The sequence below is a fragment of the Hippea alviniae EP5-r genome, from assembly GCF_000420385.1.
In the GTDB taxonomy this organism is placed as follows: Bacteria; Campylobacterota_A; Desulfurellia; order Desulfurellales; family Hippeaceae; genus Hippea; species Hippea alviniae.
The window spans coordinates 187,763-213,077 of the sequence record NZ_ATUV01000002.1; the positions used below are offsets into that span (position 1 = coordinate 187,763).

The 25,315-nt window shown below is 37.1% G+C and carries 32 protein-coding genes; 19 read left to right on the top strand and 13 right to left on the bottom strand.

Translation table 11 applies throughout. The features are described 5' to 3' along the window. Positions 1-54 precede the first annotated feature (54 nt). On the bottom strand, positions 55-804 hold the full coding sequence (locus G415_RS0107645) for an ABC transporter permease (RefSeq protein ID WP_022671086.1): 750 nt from the start codon (positions 802-804) through the stop codon (positions 55-57). Continuing rightward, complete coding sequence (locus G415_RS10195) at positions 782-1,429, bottom strand: ABC transporter ATP-binding protein (protein ID WP_022671087.1); 648 nt, start codon at positions 1,427-1,429, stop codon at positions 782-784. The genes G415_RS0107645 and G415_RS10195 overlap by 23 nt, the downstream gene beginning before the upstream one ends. A 34-nt stretch (positions 1,430-1,463) precedes the next feature. Here G415_RS10195 and G415_RS10200 point away from each other — a divergent pair, with 34 nt between their 5' ends. From G415_RS10200 to rsmG, 12 genes are all read left to right on the top strand, one after another. After that, entirely contained in the window at positions 1,464-2,381 is a 918-nt protein-coding gene (locus tag G415_RS10200; RefSeq protein ID WP_022671088.1) for a KamA family radical SAM protein, read from the top strand. After that, positions 2,368-2,727 carry a molybdenum cofactor biosynthesis protein MoaE gene (locus G415_RS0107660; protein ID WP_022671089.1) on the top strand — a complete coding sequence of 120 codons (360 nt, stop codon included), beginning with the start codon at positions 2,368-2,370 and terminating at the stop codon, positions 2,725-2,727. Before G415_RS10200 ends, G415_RS0107660 begins: the two co-directional genes overlap by 14 nt. Next, the gene (locus G415_RS10205; RefSeq protein WP_022671090.1) at positions 2,724-3,740 is read left to right on the top strand and encodes a polysaccharide deacetylase family protein; all 1,017 of its coding nucleotides are present in this window, start codon (positions 2,724-2,726) and stop codon (positions 3,738-3,740) included. Before G415_RS0107660 ends, G415_RS10205 begins: the two co-directional genes overlap by 4 nt. A gap of 57 nt (positions 3,741-3,797) precedes the next feature. Further along, positions 3,798-4,193, top strand: a complete 396-nt coding sequence (locus tag G415_RS0107670) for a type II toxin-antitoxin system VapC family toxin (RefSeq protein ID WP_022671091.1) — start codon at positions 3,798-3,800, stop codon at positions 4,191-4,193. 2 nt (positions 4,194-4,195) lie between these two features. Next, positions 4,196-4,366 carry a hypothetical protein gene (locus G415_RS11060; protein ID WP_155825474.1) on the top strand — a complete coding sequence of 57 codons (171 nt, stop codon included), beginning with the start codon at positions 4,196-4,198 and terminating at the stop codon, positions 4,364-4,366. A 152-nt stretch (positions 4,367-4,518) separates the two neighbouring features. Next, entirely contained in the window at positions 4,519-4,653 is a 135-nt protein-coding gene (gene rpmH / locus G415_RS0107680; protein ID WP_022671092.1) for a 50S ribosomal protein L34, read from the top strand. Continuing rightward, positions 4,641-4,982, top strand: coding sequence for a ribonuclease P protein component (gene rnpA / locus G415_RS10990; RefSeq protein WP_272943634.1), 342 nt, complete (start codon positions 4,641-4,643; stop codon positions 4,980-4,982). The genes rpmH and rnpA overlap by 13 nt, the downstream gene beginning before the upstream one ends. After that, on the top strand, positions 4,963-5,226 hold the full coding sequence (gene yidD, locus G415_RS0107685) for a membrane protein insertion efficiency factor YidD (RefSeq protein WP_022671094.1): 264 nt from the start codon (positions 4,963-4,965) through the stop codon (positions 5,224-5,226). The genes rnpA and yidD overlap by 20 nt, the downstream gene beginning before the upstream one ends. Then, the gene (yidC, locus tag G415_RS0107690) at positions 5,213-6,757 is read left to right on the top strand and encodes a membrane protein insertase YidC (protein WP_022671095.1); all 1,545 of its coding nucleotides are present in this window, start codon (positions 5,213-5,215) and stop codon (positions 6,755-6,757) included. Before yidD ends, yidC begins: the two co-directional genes overlap by 14 nt. Continuing rightward, a complete protein-coding gene (mnmE, locus tag G415_RS0107695) occupies positions 6,747-8,105 on the top strand; it encodes a tRNA uridine-5-carboxymethylaminomethyl(34) synthesis GTPase MnmE (protein WP_022671096.1) in 1,359 nt (452 codons plus the stop codon). The genes yidC and mnmE overlap by 11 nt, the downstream gene beginning before the upstream one ends. Positions 8,106-8,137: 32 nt before the next feature. Next, positions 8,138-10,024 (top strand): tRNA uridine-5-carboxymethylaminomethyl(34) synthesis enzyme MnmG, encoded by a 1,887-nt coding sequence (gene mnmG, locus G415_RS0107700; protein WP_022671097.1) that lies wholly within the window; start codon positions 8,138-8,140, stop codon positions 10,022-10,024. Beyond that, on the top strand, positions 9,999-10,571 hold the full coding sequence (rsmG, locus tag G415_RS10830) for a 16S rRNA (guanine(527)-N(7))-methyltransferase RsmG (protein ID WP_022671098.1): 573 nt from the start codon (positions 9,999-10,001) through the stop codon (positions 10,569-10,571). Before mnmG ends, rsmG begins: the two co-directional genes overlap by 26 nt. Here the strand turns inward: rsmG and G415_RS0107710 are convergent. From G415_RS0107710 to ppsA, 11 genes are all read right to left on the bottom strand, one after another. Next, on the bottom strand, positions 10,566-11,108 hold the full coding sequence (locus G415_RS0107710) for a helix-turn-helix domain-containing protein (protein ID WP_022671099.1): 543 nt from the start codon (positions 11,106-11,108) through the stop codon (positions 10,566-10,568). The genes rsmG and G415_RS0107710 overlap by 6 nt on opposite strands. Before the next feature lie 102 nt (positions 11,109-11,210). Then, on the bottom strand, positions 11,211-11,768 hold the full coding sequence (locus G415_RS0107715; RefSeq protein WP_022671100.1) for an acetate uptake transporter: 558 nt from the start codon (positions 11,766-11,768) through the stop codon (positions 11,211-11,213). A gap of 106 nt (positions 11,769-11,874) precedes the next feature. Continuing rightward, positions 11,875-12,606: a polysaccharide deacetylase family protein gene (locus tag G415_RS0107720; protein WP_162138541.1), complete on the bottom strand. Its 732-nt coding sequence runs from the start codon at positions 12,604-12,606 to the stop codon at positions 11,875-11,877. Positions 12,607-12,629: 23 nt separating this feature from the next. Next, positions 12,630-13,361 (bottom strand): glycosyltransferase family 2 protein, encoded by a 732-nt coding sequence (locus tag G415_RS0107725; RefSeq protein WP_022671102.1) that lies wholly within the window; start codon positions 13,359-13,361, stop codon positions 12,630-12,632. Further along, a complete protein-coding gene (locus G415_RS0107730) occupies positions 13,361-13,669 on the bottom strand; it encodes a metal-sulfur cluster assembly factor (RefSeq protein WP_022671103.1) in 309 nt (102 codons plus the stop codon). Before G415_RS0107730 ends, G415_RS0107725 begins: the two co-directional genes overlap by 1 nt. Before the next feature lies 1 nt (position 13,670). Further along, positions 13,671-14,054, bottom strand: a complete 384-nt coding sequence (locus tag G415_RS0107735; protein WP_022671104.1) for a hypothetical protein — start codon at positions 14,052-14,054, stop codon at positions 13,671-13,673. A gap of 10 nt (positions 14,055-14,064) precedes the next feature. Next, complete coding sequence (gene gatA / locus G415_RS0107740) at positions 14,065-15,480, bottom strand: Asp-tRNA(Asn)/Glu-tRNA(Gln) amidotransferase subunit GatA (protein WP_022671105.1); 1,416 nt, start codon at positions 15,478-15,480, stop codon at positions 14,065-14,067. 5 nt (positions 15,481-15,485) lie between these two features. After that, positions 15,486-15,773: an Asp-tRNA(Asn)/Glu-tRNA(Gln) amidotransferase subunit GatC gene (gatC, locus tag G415_RS0107745; protein ID WP_022671106.1), complete on the bottom strand. Its 288-nt coding sequence runs from the start codon at positions 15,771-15,773 to the stop codon at positions 15,486-15,488. Between the two features lie 11 nt (positions 15,774-15,784). Then, complete coding sequence (truA, locus tag G415_RS10835) at positions 15,785-16,528, bottom strand: tRNA pseudouridine(38-40) synthase TruA (RefSeq protein WP_081639360.1); 744 nt, start codon at positions 16,526-16,528, stop codon at positions 15,785-15,787. Then, positions 16,498-17,853 (bottom strand): TldD/PmbA family protein, encoded by a 1,356-nt coding sequence (locus G415_RS0107755; RefSeq protein ID WP_022671108.1) that lies wholly within the window; start codon positions 17,851-17,853, stop codon positions 16,498-16,500. The genes truA and G415_RS0107755 overlap by 31 nt, the downstream gene beginning before the upstream one ends. A 39-nt stretch (positions 17,854-17,892) precedes the next feature. Beyond that, the gene (gene ppsA / locus G415_RS0107760) at positions 17,893-20,286 is read right to left on the bottom strand and encodes a phosphoenolpyruvate synthase (RefSeq protein WP_022671109.1); all 2,394 of its coding nucleotides are present in this window, start codon (positions 20,284-20,286) and stop codon (positions 17,893-17,895) included. A 132-nt stretch (positions 20,287-20,418) separates the two neighbouring features. Here ppsA and G415_RS0107765 point away from each other — a divergent pair, with 132 nt between their 5' ends. From G415_RS0107765 to rfbA, 7 genes are read left to right on the top strand one after another with little or no spacing between them, the layout of a single operon-like run. Beyond that, positions 20,419-20,748, top strand: a complete 330-nt coding sequence (locus tag G415_RS0107765) for a nucleotidyltransferase domain-containing protein (protein ID WP_202897982.1) — start codon at positions 20,419-20,421, stop codon at positions 20,746-20,748. Next, positions 20,738-21,241 carry a hypothetical protein gene (locus G415_RS10225; protein WP_022671111.1) on the top strand — a complete coding sequence of 168 codons (504 nt, stop codon included), beginning with the start codon at positions 20,738-20,740 and terminating at the stop codon, positions 21,239-21,241. Before G415_RS0107765 ends, G415_RS10225 begins: the two co-directional genes overlap by 11 nt. Then, positions 21,231-22,259 (top strand): UDP-glucose 4-epimerase GalE, encoded by a 1,029-nt coding sequence (gene galE / locus G415_RS0107775; protein ID WP_022671112.1) that lies wholly within the window; start codon positions 21,231-21,233, stop codon positions 22,257-22,259. The genes G415_RS10225 and galE overlap by 11 nt, the downstream gene beginning before the upstream one ends. Beyond that, the gene (locus G415_RS0107780) at positions 22,243-22,689 is read left to right on the top strand and encodes a hypothetical protein (RefSeq protein ID WP_022671113.1); all 447 of its coding nucleotides are present in this window, start codon (positions 22,243-22,245) and stop codon (positions 22,687-22,689) included. The genes galE and G415_RS0107780 overlap by 17 nt, the downstream gene beginning before the upstream one ends. Then, positions 22,670-22,951, top strand: coding sequence for a nucleotidyltransferase domain-containing protein (locus G415_RS0107785; RefSeq protein ID WP_022671114.1), 282 nt, complete (start codon positions 22,670-22,672; stop codon positions 22,949-22,951). The genes G415_RS0107780 and G415_RS0107785 overlap by 20 nt, the downstream gene beginning before the upstream one ends. Before the next feature lie 12 nt (positions 22,952-22,963). Continuing rightward, positions 22,964-24,427, top strand: coding sequence for a mannose-1-phosphate guanylyltransferase/mannose-6-phosphate isomerase (locus G415_RS0107790; protein ID WP_022671115.1), 1,464 nt, complete (start codon positions 22,964-22,966; stop codon positions 24,425-24,427). Then, positions 24,424-25,305, top strand: coding sequence for a glucose-1-phosphate thymidylyltransferase RfbA (gene rfbA, locus G415_RS0107795; protein WP_022671116.1), 882 nt, complete (start codon positions 24,424-24,426; stop codon positions 25,303-25,305). Before G415_RS0107790 ends, rfbA begins: the two co-directional genes overlap by 4 nt. The last annotated feature ends 10 nt before the right edge of the window (positions 25,306-25,315 follow it).

Here is a 25,315-nt window from a genome sequence, read left to right on the forward strand (position 1 = left end):
CTCCTTTACGCATTTCTAACTATTTTTTATATTCTAAAAACAATAAAGTGTCAATTAAATTTTTTGCCATTTTTTCGTTAATGTTTTTACCATAAAGTAGTTAGATAAACAAACGGTTGTTGTTATGGCAGCAACTATGCTTATTTGATAAAAAACGGCTTGATTCGGATTAACACCTGATAGTATCTGCCCTGTCATCATACCAGGCAGAAAAACAATACCCATTCCGCTTGCAGAAGCAAGAGACGGCAGTATAGAAGCCTTAAGAGCTGACCTTCCTATAAACTTTAAAGCTTCTTCTTCTGTTGCACCAAGACAGAGCAAATCTTCTATTCTGCCTTTACTATCCTTGTATGAAGAGAAGAATCTCTCTATGCCTATGGTTGTCGAATTCATAGAATTGCCAACTATCATACCCGCAAGCACGATAAAATAACGGGCATTTAAAGACTCAAGACCAACAACACCAAACAGCATAACAACAAGCACAGCAAAACTCGACAGAAGAATGGACAAAAATATATACCAACTCAAGCCTGAAAAGTTAACTCCGGCACGCTTAACAACAATCCTTGAAGCAAAGTATATCATCAAAAGGTAAATCAACATATTTAAGATGGTTTTATCCCAAACAAATACATAAGATAAAACAAACCCTGCAGCAAAAAGCTGAAGGGACATTCTAATAAAAGAAACCAAAATATCCTTCTCAAGTCTGAGCCTTTCAAAATACGAGATACCCAAAACAATTAAAAGTAATAAATAAGATATTAGTAAACCTTCAAAGGTTATCTGTTTTATCATGAAGCTCTCCATTCTCTATTGTTATAATCCTGTTGGCAAACTTAACAGCCGATGTTTCATGTGAAACAGTGATACACACCCTATCCTTACAATAGCTTTTCAAAAATTCAAAAACCGTCTCGATAAGCTCGCTATCCAATCCCGTTGTTGGCTCATCTAAAAGCAAAACAGATGGTTTGAGTATCAAAGCCCTTATCAATGCAACCCTTTGTTTTTCTCCACCTGAAAGCTCATCAACCTTCAAACTTAAAAATTTCTCGCTCATTCCAAACAACTCAAAAAGCTTTATAACTTCAGCTTTATCAAAAAGTTTGCCTTTATTGGGTTCGAACTCAAACGGCATAAGCAGTGTATCAAGAACCGTATCGATAAAGAAAAAATCACCCTGCTTGAGCATTATACACTCTCTTCGCCAGAATCTATCTCTCTTTTCTATCTTTTTATCGTTAAAAATTACAAAACCAGAGATAGGTTTAATAAGAAGAGCTATTGTCTTTAGCAGTGTTGATTTACCAGAGCCAGAATGAGCCATAAGCAGAGTTAAACCATTCCCTATATCCATATCCGCATAAACTATACCCTTTCTATTGTATCCTGCTGTCAAATGGTTTAACTTCAAAACCATTGCTTTTTCCTTTCCTTTAATTATACTTTGAAAGATGGGTAATGTAAAACTAAACGGATATTTAACTTCTATAATTCATAAGGAAGGAGTAAAAAAGCAGTTTAAGTTTGAAGCAAAACTCCTAAAACAGAACGGCACAAAAGACCCACTAAATGAAAAAAGGTTTACCAAAGCAAAGGGCTTAATACACAGATACCCAGATAGGGTGGTATTGACAATAACAAACCAATGCTTTGTATACTGCAATTTCTGCTTTAGAAAGCACAACTGGGAAGAGTTTGAAGGTTTCGATTTAAACGAAGCAGAAAATTACATAAGAAACCATCCAAGCATAAGAGAAGTGCTTATAAGCGGCGGTGACCCTTTAACGCTCTCAAACAGGGAACTTGAAAATATACTAAAAAGAATCAAGGACATACCCAATATAAAAATCATACGAATAGGAAGCAGGGTATTAACAGCGTTTCCACAGCGTATAGATGAAAAATTAATAAACATTCTAAGAAAATACCTGCCACTCTGGTTTGCAATCCACATAAATCACCCTGATGAGATAACAGAACTATTTAAGACAAAAGCAAGAATGCTAATAGAAACAGGCATAACAATCGTTTCACAAACTGTTCTGCTCAAGGAGATAAACGACAACTCTCACACACTTGAAGAGTTATTCTGCAAACTCGTTGAAATAGGCATAAAACCCTATTACTTATTTGGATGCGACCAAGCAGAAGCAAATGAAGATTATAGAGTTTCAATTGATAAAGCATTAAGAATTATGGAAGACTTAAGGTTTAGAATTAGTGGCTTATGTATGCCGGTTTTTGCATTTGACTTACCAGAAGGTGGCGGTAAAGTAGTTTTAGAACCAGACAGGATAATAAAAAGAGTCAAAAACAGATACATTTTTAGAAACTTTGAAGGGAGAAAGATACCCTATGAAGATGTTTGATATAAACAGAACAATAGAAGAGATAAAAAATAGCTCAAACATTGACAATCTTGGCATGATACTTATGCACAACGGTATTGTAAGGGCAACATCAAAAGATGGAAGAAAGATTAGCTTTATGGAGCTTGATTACGATGAGAAAAAATTAAAAGAGCTCGTTGAGTATGCAAATAAACAGAGCTTTGTAGAGAAGTGCGTTGTTTGGATAAACAAGGGAAAGTTAAATATTGGTGATGACATAATGTTTGTTGTGCTTGCAGGAACAGACAGAAAAAGGCTCTTGCCACTGTTTGAAGAGATAATTGAAAAACTCAAAAAAGAGATAGTCAAGGAGATAGAAAGATGAGAAAAGCGGCAACGGTGATGCTAATTATATTTATCTTTACAATACTCAAAGCAAACGCTTGCACAATCCTAATCTATCACAAGGTCGGAGACAACAGAACACCAAGCACAAATGTATCAATAGAAAGATTCAAAGAACAGATGCAGTACCTAATAGAAAACAATTACAGAATAATGCCCTTAAAGGAACTCGTTAACTTAATAGAAAAGAGAAAGAATTTGCCCAAAAAGTGCGTAGTTATAACATTTGACGATGGATATAGAAGCGTATTTAAAAATGCCTTTCCTATTATAAAAAGATACAAGATACCAGCCACTGTATTTCTTCCAACAGAAGCGATAGAGAAACACTATCCAGACTATTTAACAATGAAACAGATAAAGATAATGCAACAGTATAATATCGATTTTCAATCACACAGTTATTCGCACCCACACTTTACAAATCCACCCAAAGGATTAACAAAAGAAAAGTATAAAGCTTGGATAAAAAATGACCTTAAAAAAAGTATCGAGTTTTTTGAAAAGTATTTGGGATACAAGCCTTACGCCTTTGCTATACCGTATGGCGATTACAACAAAACCGTCATAGAGAGTGCTAAAGAGCTGGGCTTTAAAGCAATACTAACTCAAGATGCAACAGCTTTAAACAAAAATACACCACTCTGGCTTCTTCCAAGACAACCAATCTTAGGCAAATACTGGTCAACAATGAAACACTTCAAAGAGATACTAAACGAAACATATCTTGATGTTAAAAAAAGAATACCCGACATAGGAGATACCGCTCAGCCTTCAATTATCGGCGGCATTGTGAATGGTATAGACAGATACAAACCAAACTCTTTTAAGGTTTATTGCTCCCAATACGGCTGGATAAAGGCGAATACAAAGGGTAATCTTGTATTCATAAAAGCACCAAAATTGACAAAGAGAGTCCAACGGGTGGGCATCATGGCTTTAAAGAAAAACGGCAAAGTAGCAAAAACGCTTTGGATGATTGTGGTAGAATAAAGTATTACACAATTGATTTTCCAAAAAAAGTATTCTTGTAAAAGTAAAGGTAATGCTATGAATATAGTAATAGATACTTCGGCCATTATAGCTGTTATATTAGGAGAGCCAGAGAGAAATAGCATTATAGAAATAACAACAGGAGCAACATTGATAGCTCCAGAATCTGTATATTGGGAAATCGGTAATGCTTTTTCAGCTATGTTCAAAAAGAAAAAAGCTGATTTAGAAAAGACAAAAATAGCACTCTCTATCTTCGAAAAAATTCCAATAAAATATATAAAAGAGATCGAATTAGATAAATCTTTGGAAATTTCTTACCAAGCAAACATATATTGCTACGATGCTTATCTTTTAAGACGTTGCTTAAAATATCACGCTCCCTTGATAACCTTAGATAAAAAGTTAATACAAATTGCCAAAAGCATCTCAGTAAAAGTACTGGAGGTATAAAAATGACACTTATATATACATATTCAAATGATAAAGACAAATTCACAGAAATTTTAGACAAAGCTGAGAAAGAAGGTGAAGTTTTAATAAAAAGAGATAATGGAAAGTTATTTATTTTGAAACCTATCAAAGAAAAAACATCTCCTTTAAAAATGTTGAAAGCATTAATTTAGACATATCTACAGAAGAAATTGTTTCTATTATAAGAGAAAGCAGAGAAACTCACAAATAAACCTTACAATCTTCTCAAACAGCCTAAAAATGTTGAATTCTTAATCGTTTATGGTTATACTTCTCATCGCCAAAAAGAAAAGGAGGTTTGACAATGAAAAGGACATTTCAACCACACAATAAACCAAGAAAGAGAACTCACGGTTTTAGGGCAAGAATGAAAACGGCTGGTGGAAGAAAGGTTCTATCCAGAAGGAGAGCAAAGGGCAGAAAGAGATTGACAGTCTAAAGAAGCAGTTTAAATCTCTAAAGTCTAACGAGTTTAAGGAAGTATATACAAAAGGGAAAAAGATAGTAACGTCGTTTTATGTATTATTCATTTTAAAGGGCAAAGAAGAGCTTAAAGTTGGCGTCGTTGCAAGTAAAAAAATAGGTAAAGCCGTTAAAAGAAACAGAGCAAAACGAAGATTGAGAGAGATTGTAAGGTTGTCTCAACCGTTTTTGAGTAAAAATATGTGGCTTGTGCTTGTGGCACGAAAGGGCATACTGAAGGCTGACTTTTGGCAAGCTCAAAAGCTGTTTCTAAATAAGATAAAAAATGAGACAGATAGTGTCTAATATTTTAATAGGTGCAATAAAGTTCTATCAAAGATTCATATCGCCATTACACAGACCGTCGTGCAGATTTTATCCAACATGCTCTAATTATTCGATAGAAGCAATAAGAAAATTTGGACCATTTCAAGGCTCGTTAATGGCAATATGGCGTATCTTAAGATGTGGGCCGTGGAGTGCAGGCGGATACGACCCGCCAGAAAAACCACTATTTGAATTTAAAAGGAGAGAAAATGGGAAGCTATGAAAAAAGGGCTCTGATAGCGATTTTGATAGTAACTCTCTTAATTACAGCATACACATACTTCTTTTTACCAAAAACAACTCCAAAGCAGCCACAACAAGAACCAAACAAACAGACAACCGTATCCCAACAAGCTACCAAAGAAACAAAAACTACAAAGAAAAACGAGAAACTCATAACCATAAACACAGACAATTACATAATGAAAATATCGAGCATAAACGGAGCTATAAAAGAGCTGATTCTTAAAAAATACAGTGTGCAGGAGAGAAAGGTTACGCTTGTAAAAAGCACAGGATATTACAATACACTTGAAACCGTATTTGCCGACAAGTCAATAGAAAATATGGAAGAGACAAAACCATATAAGGTTGACTCCTACAACATAGACTTAACCAAGCCAAACCAAACATACACACTCAAACTCGTAAAAGAAGACAACGCAACAAAGATAGTAAAAACCTATTACTTCAAAAACGGCCAATATGACTTTAAATTAAGCGTGAAAGTCTTTAAAAATGACAAGCCTGAACATGTGGCATTCTCAATCTATGCAGGACCAGACTTAGGAGATTTGCAAAAGAGCAAGTACTCACATCTCGGTGCTGTGGCTTTAGTTAATAACGACAAAATAAGAACAGACAAAAAGATAAAACCAGACGAAGATATCCACTGGATAGCACTTGAGAGCAAATACTTCTGCTTAGCATTTATCCCCGAACATTCAAACTCTATAGAAGCAGGATATACGAAATTAAACGATGGCAACTACATTTATGCCAACTTTAAAACGCCAGCGGAGATAACCATATACAGCGGGCCAAAAAGCAAAGAGACAATAGCATCCGTTGACCACAAGCTTGAAAAAATCATACGCTTTGGCATGTTTGGTTTCATAGGAAAACCGCTTCTTTATGTCCTAAATTGGCTTTACTCCATCTTTGGCAACTACGGTGTCGCAATCATTATACTAACACTAATCATAAGGCTCATATTCTATCCCTTAAGTTTCAAATCATACAAATCAATGAAAGAGATGGCAAAGCTTCAACCAAAATTGAAAGAATTGCAGGCAAAATACAAGGGCAAACCCGAACAGTTGAACAAAGCCACGATGGAGCTATACAAAAAACACAAAGTCAACCCATTCGGCGGCTGTCTACCTATTCTCATTCAGATACCTGTCTTCTTTGCTCTTTACAATGTTCTGCTTAACGCCATCGAGTTAAGAGGAGCACCATTCATCCTTTGGATAACAGACTTGAGCTCCAAAGACCCATATTATGTTTTGCCAATCATAATGGGCCTGACTATGTACATACAACAGAAACTGACACCTGCAACAATGGACCCAACACAGCAAAAAATAATGATGTTTATGCCCATTATATTCACAATTATGTTTATGAGTTTTCCAAGCGGTTTGGTGCTCTACTGGACAACAAACAACCTACTAACAATCCTGCAGCAGTTTATTGATTCAAAAATTCTGCAGGCTCAAGAGAAGAAACTGAAGCTAAAAAATGCAGGCTGAAAATGATGTAATAGCAGCTATAGCAACAGGTTATTCAGAAGCAGCAATAGGCATAATCAGGTTATCTGGAAAAGATACATTTAAAGTTTTAGAGAGTATTTTTTCAAAAAAACCACCTTATGAGCACAGAAGGGTATATTACGGCTTTATAAAGGATAAGAGTGGTGAAATTATAGATGAAGTTCTGGTTAGCATATTCAAAGAACCACACTCATACACAGGCGAAAATTCAGCAGAGATAAGCTGTCATGGTGGCCTTGTCGTTTTGAATGCTGTTTTAGAGCGTGTTTTAGAAGTTGGTGCAAGATTAGCTCAACCCGGTGAATTCACAAAAAGGGCATTCTTAAATGGGAAATTAGACCTATCTCAAGCAGAAGCCGTTGCAAAGGTAATATCAGCAAAAAGCAAAAGAGCCTTAAAGGTTGCACAAAACCAACTTCAAGGCAAGTTTTCAAGCAGACTTGACAAAATAAGGGAGAACATTCTCTATCTTATGGCAGAAAATGAAGTGATAATAGACCACCCAGAAGAAGAGCTAAGCAATCTAACAAAAAAAGATAGATTAAATATCATAGAAAAAATCCAAAACGACTTAAAAAGGATTCTAAGAGCTGCAGAGTACGGAGACAACCTATTTGATGGGATTCAGCTTGCCATAGTAGGTAGACCCAATGTGGGAAAATCAAGTCTACTTAATTTAATAGTCGGCTCAAATAGAGCAATAGTAACAGACATTCCGGGCACAACAAGAGATGTTATCAAAGAGACATTCAATATAAATGGCATCCCATTCTCTATAATGGATACAGCTGGCATAAGGAAAACAGACGATATTGTAGAGAAGATTGGCGTTGAGAGAAGTCTTGAAGCAATAAGCAGGGCAGATATCGTCTTGGCTGTATTCGACGGTTCATCTGAACTGACAGATGAAGATTTAGAGATTATCGAAAATCTGGAAAACTCAGATAAAGAGATAGTCGCCGTAATAAACAAGAGTGATTTAAAACAGAAAATAGAGTTAAATAAAATACCATTTGAAAACAAAGTCTATGTATCATGTAAAGATGAGACTGGACTTGAAGAACTTGAGAAAAAATTATCAAACTTAGCACTAAAAGGGTTTGATGACAGCGAGCTTGTTTCGTTGAATGCTTCTCAAAAACAGAACCTAAAACAGGCAATAGAGATGTGTGAACAGTTAAAAAAAGATATAGAAAACGAGATAGACCCAGCTTTAATTGGTGTTGACTTTCTATCTCTTACAGACTATTTAGACGAAGTGATAGGCAGAATCACAAACGAAGATATGCTGGATGTGATGTTTAAAAACTTCTGTATAGGAAAGTAATGTTTCATGTGAAACATTGAAGGAGAAGAGAGATGATTTACCCTAAGAATTACGATGTGATAGTTGTCGGTGGTGGGCATGCAGGTATAGAAGCGGCTTTGATTAATGCAAGATTAGGACTCAATACCCTACTTTTAACCATATATCTTGACTCAATTGGACAGATGAGCTGCAACCCTGCTATCGGCGGTTTGGCAAAGGGACATCTTGTTAAAGAAGTGGATATCTTTGGCGGTGAGATGGCAAGAAATATAGACGAGACAGGTTTGCAGTTTAAGATACTCAACAAAAGCAAAGGTCCTGCCGTCTGGTCAAGCAGAGCTCAAGCTGACATGACTGCATACAGACTTAGAATGAAATATACTCTTGAAAGACAAAAAAATTTAGACATAAAGCAAGAGATGGCAGATGAAGTGCTTGTTGATGGCGACAGGGTTAAAGGTATAAGAACAAACTTAGGCAACGAGTATTATGCAAATGCCGTTGTCATAACAACAGGTACATTTATGAAGGGTAAAATCTTTATAGGTTTAAACACATACTCAGCAGGAAGAGCATGGGAACCGCCAAGCGAACATCTATCAGACAGCTTAAGAAAGCTGGGTTTAAGGGTTGGAAGATTAAAAACAGGCACAACTCCAAGACTCGATGCAAGAACAATAGATTTTGATGCCTTAATTCCGCAACCGGGCGACGATGAGCCTGTGCCATTTTCATTCAGAACCAAAGAGTTAAACAGGCCAAACATTCCCTGTTATTTAACATACACAAACGAAAAGACACACGAGATAATTTTAAAAAATTTAGACCAATCGCCACTATACAGCGGCATAGTTGAATCCGTTGGCCCAAGATACTGCCCATCCATTGAAGACAAAGTCGTTAAATTTTTCGAAAAAAAACAGCACCAGATATTCTTAGAGCCACAAGACGAAAAATCAACTGAAATATATGCAGACGGCCTTCACACATCTATGAGCTATGAAGTCCAGCTAAACTTCTTACGCACAATCAAAGGGCTTGAGAAAGTTGAGATAATGAGACCGGGTTATGCAATTGAATACGACTTCGTTGACCCAACGCAACTAAAACACACACTCGAGACAAAAAAGATAAAAGGACTCTTTTTAGCTGGTCAAATCAACGGCACAAGTGGATACGAAGAAGCAGCAGCTCAAGGTATCGTTGCAGGCATAAATGCAGCATTCTTCTTACTTGAGAAAGAACCGTTCATACTAAGAAGAGATGAAGCATACACGGGTGTTTTGATTGATGACCTTGTAACAAAAGGCACAAAAGAGCCCTATAGAATGTTCACATCCCGTGCAGAATATAGGCTCATCTTAAGAGAAGACAACACACATCTAAGGTTGGCAGAAAAATCCTTCAAAGCGGGCCTTTTGTCAAAAGACGAATACGAGATGATAGCAGAACAGAAGAGAAAAATAGAAGAGACAATTAAAAAACTGAAAACAACATTCATATTCCCAACTGACGAGACAAACAAGAAACTAAAGGAACTTGGAACAGAAATCATAAAAACCAAAACAGATTTAGCAAAGCTCCTGCGCAGAACAGAGCTTAATTACGACAAATTGAGAGAGCTAAAACCAGAACTTGAAGAACTCGACAGTTATATAAAGCAGGAAGTTGAGATAGACATAAAATACGAAGGATATCTGACACTTCAAAAACAACAGATAGAAAAGTTTAAAAAATACGAGAACATGAAGATACCAGAAGATTTCGACTATACAAAAGTTGGTGGTCTTTCAAACGAAGTGCGCGGCAAATTAATGGAAGTAAGACCAACTTCTATAGGGCAGGCAATGAGAATATCTGGCGTAACACCTGCTGCTATATCCATATTAATGGTCTATCTAAAGAAGCAGAATGAGAGATTTAAAGACTCGGCTTGAGAAGGCTTTTAAAAGGGTTGATATACCAAAACCAGAAAGCCTACAGCCCTTCGAAGAATACATAAACACTCTAACTCAGTGGAACAGAAGTATAGCCCTTATCTCAAAAAGGGAAGAGAACATCGTCAATCATCTCGTTGCACCATCTCTTCTATTTTTTAAAGTATTTAAAAAAGATAACTTAAAAATCATAGACATAGGTTCTGGTGCTGGTTTTCCAGCTGTAATTCTTAAAATTTACAAGCCAACATTAAGTATAACGATGATTGAACCAAACCACAAAAAAACGGCGTTTTTAAGATATATCTGCTCAAAACTCAATCTAAAATGCAGCATAATAGATAAACGATTAGAAGAGATAGATGAAGAGTTAATATGTGATGTTATCACTGCTCGTGCTATCAATCTAAGAAATATGATTGATGAGATAAAAAAGATAAGAGCTGGTCATCTCTTTTATCTTACATCGAAGGATAACCAGCTCGATTTTGACCTAAAACAGGAGATTCTCTTTAAAAACCACTGTGCTAAGATTTACACCCTATAAAACTGGCGGGCTTACAACCCAGATTGTCTCAACATCAACATCACCAACATTTCTATATGAGTGCGGCTGAGTAGATGAGAAGTAAAAGCTATCACCAGGACCCAACACCCTAACCTGGTCTCCAACTTTAAGTTCGAGTTTACCCTTCAGAATGTATCCGAACTCTTCGCCTGCGTGCCTGTGTTCACCTTTGGAATCACAACCCACTGGAACAACCTTATAGAGTGGCTCCATGGCTTTGTTGGAAATCTTAGCAACAAGTAATTCCGCATATACATGGCTACCTGGATATATAATTTGGGTTCTTTCTTCCTTCGTTAAGAATATCTTGTCATTTGACTGCTCATCACTCAACAAATCTCTAACCTGAACATCCAAGGCCTGAGCAATCTTTTGCAAAACGCTTATAGACGGAACAGCTTTGCCCGTCTCTATCTGAGAAATATAGGCATCAGTACAACCTACCTTTTCAGCCAAAGCTTTCAATGTTAACCCTTGCTTTTTTCTGTAAGATTTTATTTTCTCAGCCATGTTCATCAGCCTAAATCCTCCCTAAAAAATTAATTAATTTTCACGGGCATAAGCATAAAAAAACAGGGGCTTTTTGTCAAGCCCCTGCTATCTCATGCTCATGCTTTTTTAGTCTGTGCTCATTACATCAAACTGAGCCTTTAGGCCTTCCCACATACCATACCAAGCAACTAAAGCAGTCAGAATACCTTCATAACCTGCAAATGTTGTAATAGCTTTGCTACCAGTGTAATGACCTATAACGAGTAGGATAAAGAGAATATCCAACAGAACGAAGATGGCAATCAATGTTCCATGTCCAGACTTAAATGTAACAACTGTCATGATAGTAGTAAAGATGGTCCAACCTATCAGTGTGATTCCCAATGCTGGGCCCAAAGCATCGGCAGGAATAAGATGCAATCTCGTGAAATAAATTAAAGATGCTAAAGCAATCCAGAATGCACCGTAAGAACCAAATGCTGTCATACCGAATGTGTTGCCGGTCCTCATTTCAAGGAATCCAGCAATCAACTGAGCTAAACCACCGTAAAACAGACCCAATGGCAATGCAGCTTCCAATGCTGCTGGAACCAATCCAGCGTTGTGAACATTGAGAATAAAGGTTGTCAGAGCAAATCCACCAAGTCCCAATGGTCCCGGGTTAGCAAGTTTCCCTTCAGCCATAAAACACCTCCACTAAAATAAAATTACCACCTTAACTCAACCTTAGCTTTGTAAGTATATTTATATTGATTTTTTTCAAAAAGTCAAGAGAAAAATTAAATGAAAGTTAAAACTTGCTGCGTCCTCGTGTAATTATTAAGTAAAAATCTATTTTGTTTGTATCTTTTCTTACTATTGCTCTGGGAATTTTAAATATTGATTCATTTTCTGGGTCAAAGATTCTCTGACCTATAATGTATGCTCGTTTAATTCTTAAATCTTTCAACACTTCTACTACACTCTCGTTATAATTTCCAAAGGGATAGGCAAAATCTTCTATTTTCTGAATTTTATTTAGTATATCAAGAGAAACTTTAATCTCTTTCTTTGCTGTATCTAAATCCATCTCTGTAAGTTTTTTATGATTGTGAGAGTGAGAACCCAAAACCATTCCCATCTTTTTGAGCTCTTTAAGCTCATCAAAACTCATCATATCAACACCGTCAAGTTTCTTGCCAATCGAAGCAGTGGAGATAAAAAACAGACCCTTAAATCCATACTTTTTTAATACCCTTGCAGCATCAAGGTTATCTTTATATCCATCATCAAAGGTTATAAGGACATACTTTTTCCTTAAGTAAAGTTTATTAGACTTAATTTTTTCAATATCATAAGGTGTGATAGACTCAAAACCCTTGCTTTTTAGATACTTTATCTGCTCTTCAAACCTACTTAGAGAGATAGAAAACTTATCAATAGACTTACCCGTAGGCTTATCGTCAATTCTATGATAAAGCAGAACAAGAATACCCTTCTTGGGAATCCTAAAAAAGTTAAAACGGGCAAGGAAAACAGCCAAAAACAAAAAAGCAAAAAGATAAATCACTTCTGCAACTCTAACAACTTAGCGTATTTAACAAAAGCATAAAACGAAGAGACAAAAGCATACAGAGAGCCTTCATACCCATCCAAAAAAGCACCTTTCAAAACAAAGCGTTTAAACAACTCAAATCCAAATCTTAAATAAGGCGAAAACTTTGTTATCCTTCTGCCTTTTTCGTAATTCTTCTCAGCAAGCAGCGAAGTGTATCTATTAAACTTCTCAAAGTATTCGCTTAAACTATCATAACTGTAATGCAGCATAACTCCTTTAAGCCTTTTTGCTTCAGCCCTTACTCCTTCGTGGATATCCGTCTCTTCAAACCAGTATTTACCTTTTTTAAATAACCTAACATGATAATCCGGAAATGTTCCACCAAACCTTAACGGTCTGCCCAAAAAGACAAGCTGAATATTGACGGCATAGGCATCAGCTGAAGGGTTTTTAAGCTCTTTTAAGATCTCATCTTTCAGTTCATCAGAAACCACTTCATCAGCGTCAACACTTAATACCCAATCCGTTGAAAGCTTTGAAATAGCAAAGTTCTTCTGCTTACCATAACCAAGCCACTTTTGAAAAAACACCTTATCCGTAAATCTCTTTGCTATCTCAACTGTTTTATCACTGCTTCCTGAATCAACAACTACAATCTCATCACAAAAGGAGAGACTTTTCAGTGTTCTTTCTAATTTCTTCTCTTCATTTAGCGTGATTATAGCACAGCCAAGACTCATTACTCGCCAAGCAGTTTCTTTCTGGCTTCTTCGCTCATCATTGAAGGATTCCAGGGTGGGTCCCAAACTATATCAACAATCACATCATTAGCACCAATCTCTTTAACCCTATTTACAACATCTTCCTGAAGTGGAGCAATCAAAGGACACCCAGGTGTCGTCAGAGTCATAACAACCTTAACATTGTTGTTTTCATCAATGTCAATTCCGTAAACAAACCCAAGATTCACAATATCAAGACCTATCTCCATATCGATTACATTGTAAAGAGCATCAATAACATCTTTTTTTGTTAGCTTTTTACCCATATCAAATCTTCTCCTTTTTTATTTGTCTAAACTTAAGCACATTTTTGGCGTTTTTTGGTATGGACTGAGATTCTCTTTTTAACCTTTTCTCCATCTCTTTAACAACATCTGAATCTTCCTTTAGAAGCTTTATCGTCAAAATATTGTCTGTATTCATTATGATTATGCTGTCTTTGTATTCCGACTTCTCATTATCTATCGGCTCAACAACCATCTTACCATCGACATCTTTGCATCTGTGCACATTGTCAATCTTCAAACCCAAATAAGCCTGCTCTTCCAAAACTAAAAGCAGATCATCATCTTCATTTTCGTAAAATGTCTCTATGTATCCAGCATAACACTCTTTGTCAACCATATCCACTCTAACCCAAATCTTAGCCATCGTTTATCTCCTAATCAAGTGGGAGCCTATCCCACAAATTAAACTCCTTCTCAAAGGCACTTGCAAGTTTAAATATCAAATCTTCCCTAAAGGCATTAGCCATTATCTGCAGTCCCAAAGGCAGACCATTTTTGGATAAACCGTTTGGAATGCTCACAGCAGGAATTGCCGTCAAGTTAGCAGGAATTGTAAAAATATCAGAAAGATACATCTGCAGTGGATTATTTACCTTCTCGCCAATTCCAAAGGCTTCAGTTGGTGTTGTTGGTGAGATTATGCAATCAAACTTTTCAAACGCTCTGTCAAAATCCTGTTTTATCAATCCTCTGAGCTTTTGAGCCTTTAGGTAATACGCATCGTAATAGCCGCTTGAGAGTACATAAGTGCCAAGCATTATTCTTCTTTTCACTTCATCGCCAAAGCCTTCAGACCTTGTTTTTATATACATATCCTTCAAATCTTCATACTCTTCAGCTCTAAAGCCGTATTTGACACCATCGTATCTTGCAAGATTGCTGCTTGCTTCTGCTGGTGCAATGATATAGTAATCAGAAACGGCATACTTCGCATTGGGTAAATCGACGCTTTCTATTTCACATCCCAAATTCTTGAGTATTTTAACCGTCTCATCCATAGCCTTCTGCACATCTTCGTCGCAGTCTTCAAGCGTTTTATCGTAAAAACCTATTTTCATTCCCTTCACACTTTTATCCAAAAACTCAGTAAAATCAGGCACATCAACATTAGCAGAAGTCGAGTCGTTCTCATCATGACCGCATATCAGATTCATCAAAATAGCAGCATCTCTAACATCTCTTGTTATAGGGCCAATCTGGTCAAGGCTCGATGCAAAAGCCACCAGCCCAAACCTTGAGACCCTGCCGTATGTCGGTTTAAATCCGACAACTCCACAGAGCGATGCAGGCTGTCTGATTGAGCCACCCGTATCAGAACCCAAAGCGGCAATCGCTTCGCCACTTGCAACGGCAGCAGCAGAACCACCAGAAGAACCACCAGGAATTCTTGTCGTATCCCACGGGTTTTTGGTTGTCCCGAAATAGGATGTCTCAGTCGATGAGCCCATAGCAAACTCATCAAGGTTTGTTTTGCCAATAAATGTAGCACCTGCTTTTTTGAGATGCTTTATCACTGTCGCATCAAATATAGCTATAAAGTTTGAGAGAATCTTTGATGAGCATGTTGTCTTTTTGCCTTCTATGTGAATATTATCCTTTATTGCTATAGGCAAACCCTTAAGCAAGCCTTCATCATACTTCTCAAACTCTTCAAACACACTCACATAAGCATTTATCTTCCCATCCTTCTCCTTAATTCTATTTAAAACAGACTCATAAACATCTTTTGCTTTTATCTCGCCTTTTTCTATCAACCCTAAAAGTTCGTGTAATGTCTTTTTATAAAGCATTTTTATTACCTCTCTATAACCTTTGGCACTCTAAAAGCACCATCTGCAGCATCAGGAGCATTCTCAAGCGCCCTTCCGTTATCGATAGACTCTTTAACCTTATCTTCTCTAAATACATTCTGAAGCTCTATCACATGAAACACCGCTTCATGTTTATCCAAATCAAGCTCGTCTATCTCCTTCATATAATCTAAAATCTCGTTAAACTGAGAACAGAATTTATCAACATCTTCATCTTTTAGCTCAAGCATCGACAGTTTTGCTATTCTTCTGACTTCTTCCTTATCTATCATCTCTCTCTCCTTCAATAGATAACCCTTCTTAAAAATAGCCCGTTAGCTGGTGCCTTAAAATACGGCACATCTTCAAAAATTATATTACCAGCACTATCCTTTTGCAAGTCGTTTGAAGAGAAAAATACACTCAAACCGACCATATTCCTAACCATTCCGCGCAAAAATGCATTAGCTCTAACATGAAAAACAACAAAATTCCTAATCCTTTTTACCCTAAAAAAATGCACTTCTCTTACACAATTCTTATCATTTGGTTCATTTGCAACAAACCTAAAATCCCTTCTGCCAACAAACAGGTGGGTCATCTGCCTAATCTTTTCAACATTTACATCCCTTCTATGCCAAACATAATTTCTCAAAAAGGGCGGCAAAACTTCACCCGTAAAGATAAAATAGAGATACTCTCGTGCTTTAGCTAAGTATCTTGAATGAAAATCATCAGAAACAGAAAATACTTTCAATATGCGTATGTCTTTATCAAGCAGGGAATTCAAGGCTTTTTTTAGCGACTCGTTATCTATAAAAAACGGCAGGCTAAAGTCTATAACTTGGCCAAAGGCATGGACTCTGCTGTCTGTCCTGCCAGCATAGTTTATTCTTATCTCCTGTTTAAAGATAACAGAAAGGGCTCTCTCTATTTCGCCCTGAACGGTTCTATCGTTTGGCTGAATTTGAAAACCTGCATAATTTGTGCCGTCGTATGCAACAATGGCTGCTGCTTTTATAGGCTGCTCCCTCCCACCATTATGGATGGGATTCTGACTGTAGGCTCACCGTCTGTCACAGGCACGCCCTGACCGGATTTGCCACATGTTCCAACTTCAACGCCAAAATCGTTGCCAACCATATCTATCTCTTCAAGCACCTTAGGGCCATTGCCAATGAGCGTTGCCCCTCTGACCATGTGCTTGATTTTACCCTTTTCTATCAGGTATCCTTCGGCAACTTCAAAGACAAAATCGCCCGTTATCGGATTAACCTGCCCACCACCCATCCTTTTAACAAGCAAGCCTTTATCAACAGATGCAACTATATCGTCTGGGTTGTCTTCGCCGGGCAGAATATAGGTATTCGACATTCTAACTATCGGTGGATAGCGATAGGATTCTCTTCTTGAATTACCTGTTGATGATTTATCTGCAACCTTTGCATACATCTTATCAAACATATAGTTCTTCAAAATTCCATTTTCTATCAAAACTGTGTTTTCAGACTTTGTGCCTTCGTCATCGTAATAGAACGAACCGCGCATTTTTGGTTTTGTCGCATCATCAACAACGGTAATCTTTTCGTTTGCCACCTTCTGATTCAACCTATCTTTATAAACACTCATCGACTCATAAACCAGGTCGGCTTCAAGTCCATGACCCACAGCTTCATGAATCATCGTCCCGCCAGCTTCAGAAGACAGAACAACCGTCATCTTTTCTGGTTTCAGCGCTGGAGAGTCAAGCAACTCAACGAGCTTTTCTGTCAACTCTTCGGCAATCTTTGAAAAATCAAATTTTTCAAAGTATTCAAACCCACCAAGCACACCGTAAGGCTTTCTTATTGTCTGAACTATATCATTTTTTTTAGCTGTAATCTCAAAAAACAGAACTGTGTATATACGTTTTTCCTTCAAAAGATTACCCGTTTCGTTTAAAATCTGAATCTCTTTAAGTCTATCGGAAAATGTCATACTGACCTGTTTTACCTCTTCTTTTTTATACGCAACTTGGCATACTGTATCGTAAATCTCTTTAATCTTTTCAATCGGCGGCTTGTAATCGTTATAAGAATCAATCATCTGTAAACCTGTTTCGGATACAACAAAACTACCTTCTTTTAGATTTGCAACATCGACAAGGAATTTTGCCATATTATAGATATTCTCTTCTGTCGTATCGTTGGATGATGAGTAAAGCGTGCTCAAGCCCTTAACGAGCCTTACGCCAACACCACTATCTCTGCCAACCTTAATATTCTCTATCTTTTTGTTTTTGGCTTCTATTAAGCGAACAAAAGAGTCTTCAATATATATGTCAAAAAAGTCAGAATTGCTATTTTTCAGCAAACCAAAAGCATCTTCATACATTTCTATCACCCAAAATAAGGGGGCTAAAGCCCCCGATTCTTACCTTCCCAGCTTCTCTTCAAGCTTTTTAATATTCACGATTGTCTGCATGACGCTGTCAGGGTTTAAGCTCATAGAGTCAATACCCTGCTCAACCAAGAATTCGGCAAAATCAGGAAAATCAGATGGACCCTGTCCGCAGATACCGACAGGCTTGCCGTGTTTATGAGCTTTTTCTATCAACATGGATATCATTCTTTTAACCGCTATATGGCGTTCATCAAACAGGTGAGCTACAAGTCCTGAGTCTCTGTCTATTCCAAGTGTCAACTGCGTTAAGTCATTTGAACCTATCGAGAAACCGTCAAAAATCTCAGCAAACTCATCTGCACATATTACATTGCTTGGAATTTCAGCCATCACATATATCTCAAGGCCATTCTCACCCTGAACAAGGCCGTTTTTCTTCATCTCTTCGATTACTTTAACGCCTTCTTCCGGAGTCCTGCAGAACGGAATCATTAAAGCGACATTAGTTAGGCCGAATTCGTCTCTAACCTTCTTCATAGCCTTACACTCAAGAGCAAAACCTTCTCTGTAAGCGTCTGAATAGTATCTGGAAGCCCCTCTAAATCCTATCATTGGGTTTTCTTCTTCTGGTTCAAACTCCTGCCCACCTATAAGGTTAGCATACTCATTTGTCTTAAAATCGCTCATTCTGACGAGTATCTGGTTTGGATAAACGCTTGCAGCAAGCATGGCAACACCGTATGCGAGTTTATCTATGAAATACTGCGGTTTGTCGTCGTATCCTTTTGTAAGCTCTGCAATTATCTCTTTTGCTTTTTTATCTTCAAGCTCGTCAAAATGAATTAAAGCCAAAGGATGCACCTGAATGAAAGAGCTTATTATAAACTCCATTCTTGCCAGGCCTATACCGTCATTTGGAATACCCGCCATCTGAAATGCTATTGCGGGATTACCAAGATTCATCTTTATCTGAGTTTTTGGCTTTTCAAGCTTTGATAAATCGATTCTTTCAACTTCATAGTCGAGTTTTCCTTCGTAAACATACCCTATCTCACCTTCCGCACAGGAAATGGTAATCTCTTGTCCTGTCTGTAATTTTTCCGTCGCATCGCCACAGCCAACAATAGCAGGAACACCAAGCTCTCTTGATATAATCGCAGCATGACAGGTTCTTCCGCCTCTATTCGTGATTATTGCTGCGGCTTTTTTCATTATTGGTTCCCAATCAGGGTCTGTCATATCCGTAACAAGAATTTCACCATCCTTAAATCTATCCATCTCTTCTGGTGTATCTATAACATGAACCTTGCCCGTTGCTATCTTGCTTCCAACGGCTATACCTTCGACAAGAACTTTGCTTCTCTCTTTAAGTTTGTAAGTTTCAAGGACGCTTAAGTTTCTTCTTGATTGGACGGTTTCTGGTCTCGCTTGAACGACAAAAAGTTGACCTGTTTTGCCGTCCTTTGCCCATTCTATATCCATTGGCGTATATCTGCCGTTTCTTTTGGTATAGTGATTCTCTATCTTCACAGCCCACCTTGCAAGCGTAAGAACATCATCATCGCTCAAAGAGTATTTAAAGCGCTCTTCTTCTGTTGTTTCAACATCCTTTATGCCGCCGTTTTCGTCATATACGGCTTTTGTTAGCTTCGAACCCAATTTTTTGTTTATAATCGCTTTATAGCCTTTCTCAAGCGTAGGTTTGAATACAATAAACTCATCAGGATTCACTTTGCCTGCAACAATATTCTCACCCAATCCGTAACTTGCATTTATAACAACAACTTTGTCAAAACCACTCTCTGTATCTATTGAGAACATAACGCCACTTGCGGCTAAATCACTTCTTGCCATCTTCTGCACACAAATAGACAAGCCAACCTTGAAATGGTCAAAACCTTTATCATGCCTGTAGGATGTGGCTCTATCTGTAAAGATTGATGCATAACAGCTTTTCACATAGTGAACGACATTATCAATGCCTTTGACATTTAGATAAGTATCTTGCTGGCCTGCAAACGAAGCGTCAGGTAAATCTTCCGCCGTTGCTGAGCTTCTTACAGCAACATCACTTTCATCTTCGCCATAATACTCACTCAACTTTTTGTAGGCTTCCTTTATCTCTTCGTACAAATCAGCTGGCAATTCTGCATTAAAAATAAGGTCTCTTGCGGCTTTTGTTTTCTCTCTCAAACTGTTAATATCATGAGTATCTAAATCTCTTAAAACTTCGCCAATCTTCTCTCTTAAGTTGTTATAGTCAAGTAAGTACCAATAAGAGTCAGCAGTCAAAGCAAAGCCGTATGGAACATTGACGCCTTCATCCTTAAGCTCTTTAATCATCTCACCCAAAGATGCATTTTTACCGCCAACAATGTGCACATCGTCTGCACCAATCTCGTCAAGCCACTTGACATACTTCATTTACACACCCCCGAAAAAAATAGATAGTTTGGTTTGATTTACCCCCTTAGTGCCGTGTTGCGCTGGCATTCTAACAAAAAAGATATTGCTTTTCAAATGGTATTGGTAAATTTATAGACTTATAAAGCCAAAATGTTTATATTATGGAAGATGGAAGGCATAAGGTTATCCAAAAAAGAGATTGAAGCGATAGTTAAAACAGCTAAAGAGATATTCGGCAAAAATGTAAAGGTTTATCTCTTTGGCAGTAGAACAGACCCAAACAAAAAAGGTGGCGATATAGACATATTTTTAGAAACAGATATGGCGGAGTCGTTAGCGCTTCAGAAAAAGATACAGTTTAAAATCAAACTCCAAGAGATAATAGGCGAGCAGAGTATTGACGTCATCATACCTTCTTTAAGCAACAAAAACATAGTAAACGAAGCAAAAAGAACAGGTGTATTACTAAATGAACAGTAGAGTTCTAATAGAAAAGACAGAAAGAGTTCTAAAAGAGTGCGATAAGCATGCTTATAGAATAGAAAAAGCAAAAACCAAAATGCAAACTTTTATGCCGCTTGATTCTAAAAAGTATGAAAAGTTGAGCGACGATGAGATTGGCGTGATAGACCAGTTTCTGTTTAGATTTGGAAAATTGCAAGATGCAATGGGTCAAAAACTGTTTAGAATTACCTTAGAGCTTTTGGAAGAAAACATTGAAGGCAAACCATTTATTGATATTCTAAATCTCATGGAAAAACTCAAGTTAATAGAAAGTGCCGACTCATGGAAAGAGCTAAGGGAATACAGAAACGAAATTGCGCATAATTATGAAGACAACCCTGCTATAGGTTCACAAATGATAAATGCTCTATATGAAAAATCTGATTTTTTGATATCAACATATTCACATATAAAAAACTTCTTAAAAGAAAAATTTAATCTTTATAGGGAGGAAACCATTGACAAATAACCAATCTATCCTAATCACAGGCGGTGCTGGTTATATCGGCAGCCATGTTGTTAAGCTTTTACTTGAGAACAGCAACAGTGATATCACCGTTATTGACAACCTATCGACTGGATTTAAGTCAACAATTGACGAGCTAAAAAAGATTAGAGATTTTGATTTTATTTATGCCGATTTAAGCAACTGGGATGAGATAAAAGGTGTTTTTAAAGCAAAGCAGTTTGATGCGATAATTCACTTTGCAGCAAGTATAATAGTGCCAGAAAGCGTCAAAGAACCGCTGAAATATTACCTAAACAACACGGCAAATACAACAAATCTTGTCAAACTGGCAGTAGAATACAAAGTAAAAAAGTTTATCTTCTCATCAACAGCTGCAGTGTATGGTGAACCAACTATTAAGGAAATAGGTGATGGAATAGATGAGAATTTTAAAACAGAGCCAATAAATCCCTATGGACAAAGCAAGCTGTTTAGTGAAAGGATTATTCAAGATACAGCCAAAGCAAACCCAGATTTTAAATATGTAATTTTTAGATACTTCAATGTTGCAGGAGCAAGTCCTGATTTAACAATAGGGCAAAAAACAAAAAATGCGACGCATTTGATTAAGGTTGCAGCAGAGACAACCGTTGGTAAAAGAGATAAAATGTTCATTTTCGGTGATGATTATCCGACAAAAGATGGAACGGGTGTAAGGGATTACATTCATGTAATGGACTTGGCGGATGCTCACATCAAAGGGCTTGAGTATTTAGAGAAAAACGAAAGCGACATATTCAATGTGGGATACGGCAAGGGTGCAAGTGTAAAGGAAGTAATCGAGACAATGAAAAAAGTAACGGGCATAGATTTCAAAGTCGAAACAGCACAAAGAAGATTGGGAGACCCAGCAATACTAATTGCAAAAAACGATAAAATAATAAACAAGATGGGATGGAAGCCTAAATATGACAGCCTTGAGACAATCTGCAAAACTGCGTATGAGTGGGAGAAAAGGTTTAATGAACAGGCTGAGTAAATACCTAAAAGAAGCCAACATACACATACAGCGTATAGATGAAGTCTTAAAAACTCTGAGAAATATCTATCCCATAACTATAGAAAAGCTCAACAACTTAGATATAGAGAAAAAGAACGCATTAGATGTTTTAGCTTTCAGGTTCTCAAAACTTCAAGACCTTTTAGGAAATAAAATCTTTAGAGAGTATTTAAGCGAAACCGGTTTTATAACAGAAGGCAAAAGCTTTTATGAAATCCTAAGGGAACTTGATAAAGAAAGCATTATTGACATAGATAAATGGGCTGAGTTTAGGGCAATAAGAAACCAAATAGCTCACGACTATCCTTACACCGATAGAGAAAAAGCAGAAGCCATAAATTACCTGATAGACAATGTAAATTGTTTAAAAGAGATATTAGACAGAATAAATGTTAAGGCTAAGAGATAGAGAAATAGAAATAATAAAGAAAAAAACAAAAGAGATAATCGGAGAGAGTGAAATAATAATCTTTGGCAGTAGAACAGACCCAAACAAAAAAGGTGGCGATATAGACATCTACATAAAGCCGAAGGGTAAAGTAAGCTTCAGTCAAAAACTAAGACTAAAAACAATCCTTGAAGATTTACTTTACAAACCTGTAGATATATTGGTAGCATCAGATAGCAAAAGAGAAATAGAGAAGGAAGCCGAGAAAGGAATAAGAATTTAAAAGGTGTTTAAAATGAAAAACCTAATATTATGTGGCGGCTCTGGCACCCGTCTTTGGCCGTTAAGCAGAAAATTGATGCCAAAACAGTTCTTAAAGCTTTTTAATGGAAAGTCTCTATTCCAATTAACCATAGAGAGAAATATAGAACTATGTGATAGTTTTATTATATCTGTTAATGAAGAGCAGTATTTCTTGGTTCTTGACCAGATAGAAGAACTCACTATTCACGACTCACAAATCACCGCTTACGATTCACTACTCACTACCCACAGCTTACAATTTCTTCTTGAAACAGAAGCTAAAAACACAGCACCAGCTATAGCATTTGCATCACTCTCTGTAGATGAAGATGAGATACTCTTTATAACACCTGCAGACCATCTGATAAAAAACTCGGACAAATACAAAGAAGCGGTATTAAAAGCCAAAGAGCTTGCTTTGAAAGGTTATCTTGTTACATTTGGCATAACTCCAACAGAACCAAATACAGGATACGGATATATTGAAACTGAAGATTCTGGTAATGGGAATCATGTGTTAAGTGTTGAGAAATTCCATGAGAAACCTGATTTAAAAACAGCTAAACAATATCTCGAACTTAACGCTTCGCACTCGACACCTATCACTTATCTTTGGAACTCTGGCATGTTTATGTTCAAAGCAGGCGTCTATCTTGAAGAGTTAAAAAGATATGCTCCTGAAGTTTACGAAGAGTCTCTGAAGAGCTTTGAGAACAGACAGAAGATAAACGATAATCAGATAAGAATTAAGGATATGAAAAACATTCCGTCTATAAGCATAGACTATGCCGTAATGGAAAAGAGCAAAAAGATAAAAGTTATAAAAAGTGAGTTTTATTGGAGTGACGTGGGAAGTTTTGACAGTCTTGTCAGAGAGATGGCAGTAAGCAATGATAATGAGAATAACAAAGCAGAAGAGATAGAGATAGACAGTAAAAACAACTTCTACTTCAGCGACAGAGATAAACTGATAGCAACCATAGGACTTGAAGATTTTATCGTTATAGACACAAACGATGCTTTGCTGATAGCAAAGAAGGGTCAGACTCAACAGGTTAAAGAGATAGTAAACCAGCTAAAAGAAACTCACAACTCACTACTTACCACTCACTCAATCGTTCATCGCCCTTGGGGAACATACGAAGTCTTGGTTGAAGACAAAGGATACAAGATAAAAAGAATAATTGTAAAACCGGGCAAAAGACTCTCTTTGCAAAAACACTTCCACAGAAACGAGCACTGGATAGTAGTTTCAGGAACAGCAGAAGTAACAGTAGGAAATAAAACATTCCTTTTAAGACCGAACGAGTCTACATACATAAAGATGGGTGAACTACACAGGCTTGCAAATCCCGGTAAAATCCCTGTTATTCTGATAGAAGCCCAGGTAGGTGAGTATGTGGAAGAGAATGATATAGAGAGAGTGGAGGATGATTATAGGAGGAATCAGCAATGAAAGGCCTAATCCTTGCTGGTGGTTCAGGCACAAGACTTTATCCCATAACGCTTGGCATATCAAAGCAACTTTTACCTATCTACGACAAGCCAATGATTTACTATCCTTTGTCTGTTCTAATGCTTTCTGGCATCAGAGAAGTTTTAATAATCTCAAAACCAGAGTATATTGATAATTACAAGCATATATTTTCAGATGGTTCTCAATTGGGCATGAGAATAGAGTATGCAATCCAAGAAAAACCAAAGGGTTTAGCTGATGCGTTTTTGGTTGGTGAAGATTTTATAGACAAAGACAACGCCTGTTTAGTTTTAGGCGATAACATATTCTATGGTCACGGTTTCACAGACCTTTTAAAGCAGTCAAAAAAGACAGTAGAAGAGGAGAGCAAAGCTGTTGTCTTTGGTTATTATGTCAGCAACCCAAGAGAGTATGGAATAGTCGAATTTGATGATAAAGGCAACGCAGTAAGTATAGAAGAAAAACCAGAAAAACCAAAAAGCAACTATGCTGTTGTTGGTTTATACTTCTATCCCAACGATGTCGTCAAAAAAGCAAAAGAAGTAAAACCCAGCAGAAGAGGGGAGCTTGAGATAACAAGTATAAACCAGATGTATTTAGAAGAAAATAGACTTAAAGTTGAACTAATGGGTAGAGGATACGCCTGGCTTGATACAGGAACTCATGAGAACTTAATAGATGCATCAAGATTTATCCAGACGATTGAAAAAAGACAAGGGCTAAAGATAGGTTGTATTGAAGAGATAGCTTACTTAAACGGCTGGATAAATAAAGAACAGCTAAGAAAGCTTGCTGAGCCACTATTAAAGAGCGGGTATGGGGAATATTTACTAAAAGTTATAAATGGTGAATTTTGAATTGCAAATT

Bases quoted from the DNA above. Each gene is read 5' to 3' on its own strand.
- G415_RS0107645 (WP_022671086.1), bottom strand. From the start codon at position 804: ATGATAAAACAGATAACCTTTGAAGGTTTACTAATATCTTATTTATTA.
- G415_RS10195 (WP_022671087.1), bottom strand. From the start codon at position 1,429: ATGGTTTTGAAGTTAAACCATTTGACAGCAGGATACAATAGAAAGGGT.
- G415_RS10200 (WP_022671088.1), top strand. From the start codon at position 1,464: ATGGGTAATGTAAAACTAAACGGATATTTAACTTCTATAATTCATAAG.
- G415_RS0107660 (WP_022671089.1), top strand. From the start codon at position 2,368: ATGAAGATGTTTGATATAAACAGAACAATAGAAGAGATAAAAAATAGC.
- G415_RS10205 (WP_022671090.1), top strand. From the start codon at position 2,724: ATGAGAAAAGCGGCAACGGTGATGCTAATTATATTTATCTTTACAATA.
- G415_RS0107670 (WP_022671091.1), top strand. From the start codon at position 3,798: ATGAATATAGTAATAGATACTTCGGCCATTATAGCTGTTATATTAGGA.
- G415_RS11060 (WP_155825474.1), top strand. From the start codon at position 4,196: ATGACACTTATATATACATATTCAAATGATAAAGACAAATTCACAGAA.
- rpmH (WP_022671092.1), top strand. From the start codon at position 4,519: ATGAAAAGGACATTTCAACCACACAATAAACCAAGAAAGAGAACTCAC.
- yidD (WP_022671094.1), top strand. From the start codon at position 4,963: ATGAGACAGATAGTGTCTAATATTTTAATAGGTGCAATAAAGTTCTAT.
- yidC (WP_022671095.1), top strand. From the start codon at position 5,213: ATGGGAAGCTATGAAAAAAGGGCTCTGATAGCGATTTTGATAGTAACT.
- mnmE (WP_022671096.1), top strand. From the start codon at position 6,747: ATGCAGGCTGAAAATGATGTAATAGCAGCTATAGCAACAGGTTATTCA.
- mnmG (WP_022671097.1), top strand. From the start codon at position 8,138: ATGATTTACCCTAAGAATTACGATGTGATAGTTGTCGGTGGTGGGCAT.
- rsmG (WP_022671098.1), top strand. From the start codon at position 9,999: ATGAGAGATTTAAAGACTCGGCTTGAGAAGGCTTTTAAAAGGGTTGAT.
- G415_RS0107710 (WP_022671099.1), bottom strand. From the start codon at position 11,108: ATGAACATGGCTGAGAAAATAAAATCTTACAGAAAAAAGCAAGGGTTA.
- G415_RS0107715 (WP_022671100.1), bottom strand. From the start codon at position 11,768: ATGGCTGAAGGGAAACTTGCTAACCCGGGACCATTGGGACTTGGTGGA.
- G415_RS0107725 (WP_022671102.1), bottom strand. From the start codon at position 13,361: ATGAGTCTTGGCTGTGCTATAATCACGCTAAATGAAGAGAAGAAATTA.
- G415_RS0107730 (WP_022671103.1), bottom strand. From the start codon at position 13,669: ATGGGTAAAAAGCTAACAAAAAAAGATGTTATTGATGCTCTTTACAAT.
- G415_RS0107735 (WP_022671104.1), bottom strand. From the start codon at position 14,054: ATGGCTAAGATTTGGGTTAGAGTGGATATGGTTGACAAAGAGTGTTAT.
- gatA (WP_022671105.1), bottom strand. From the start codon at position 15,480: ATGCTTTATAAAAAGACATTACACGAACTTTTAGGGTTGATAGAAAAA.
- gatC (WP_022671106.1), bottom strand. From the start codon at position 15,773: ATGATAGATAAGGAAGAAGTCAGAAGAATAGCAAAACTGTCGATGCTT.
- G415_RS0107755 (WP_022671108.1), bottom strand. From the start codon at position 17,853: ATGTATGAAGATGCTTTTGGTTTGCTGAAAAATAGCAATTCTGACTTT.
- ppsA (WP_022671109.1), bottom strand. From the start codon at position 20,286: ATGAAGTATGTCAAGTGGCTTGACGAGATTGGTGCAGACGATGTGCAC.
- G415_RS0107765 (WP_202897982.1), top strand. From the start codon at position 20,419: ATGTTTATATTATGGAAGATGGAAGGCATAAGGTTATCCAAAAAAGAG.
- G415_RS10225 (WP_022671111.1), top strand. From the start codon at position 20,738: ATGAACAGTAGAGTTCTAATAGAAAAGACAGAAAGAGTTCTAAAAGAG.
- G415_RS0107780 (WP_022671113.1), top strand. From the start codon at position 22,243: ATGAACAGGCTGAGTAAATACCTAAAAGAAGCCAACATACACATACAG.
- G415_RS0107785 (WP_022671114.1), top strand. From the start codon at position 22,670: ATGTTAAGGCTAAGAGATAGAGAAATAGAAATAATAAAGAAAAAAACA.
- G415_RS0107790 (WP_022671115.1), top strand. From the start codon at position 22,964: ATGAAAAACCTAATATTATGTGGCGGCTCTGGCACCCGTCTTTGGCCG.
- rfbA (WP_022671116.1), top strand. From the start codon at position 24,424: ATGAAAGGCCTAATCCTTGCTGGTGGTTCAGGCACAAGACTTTATCCC.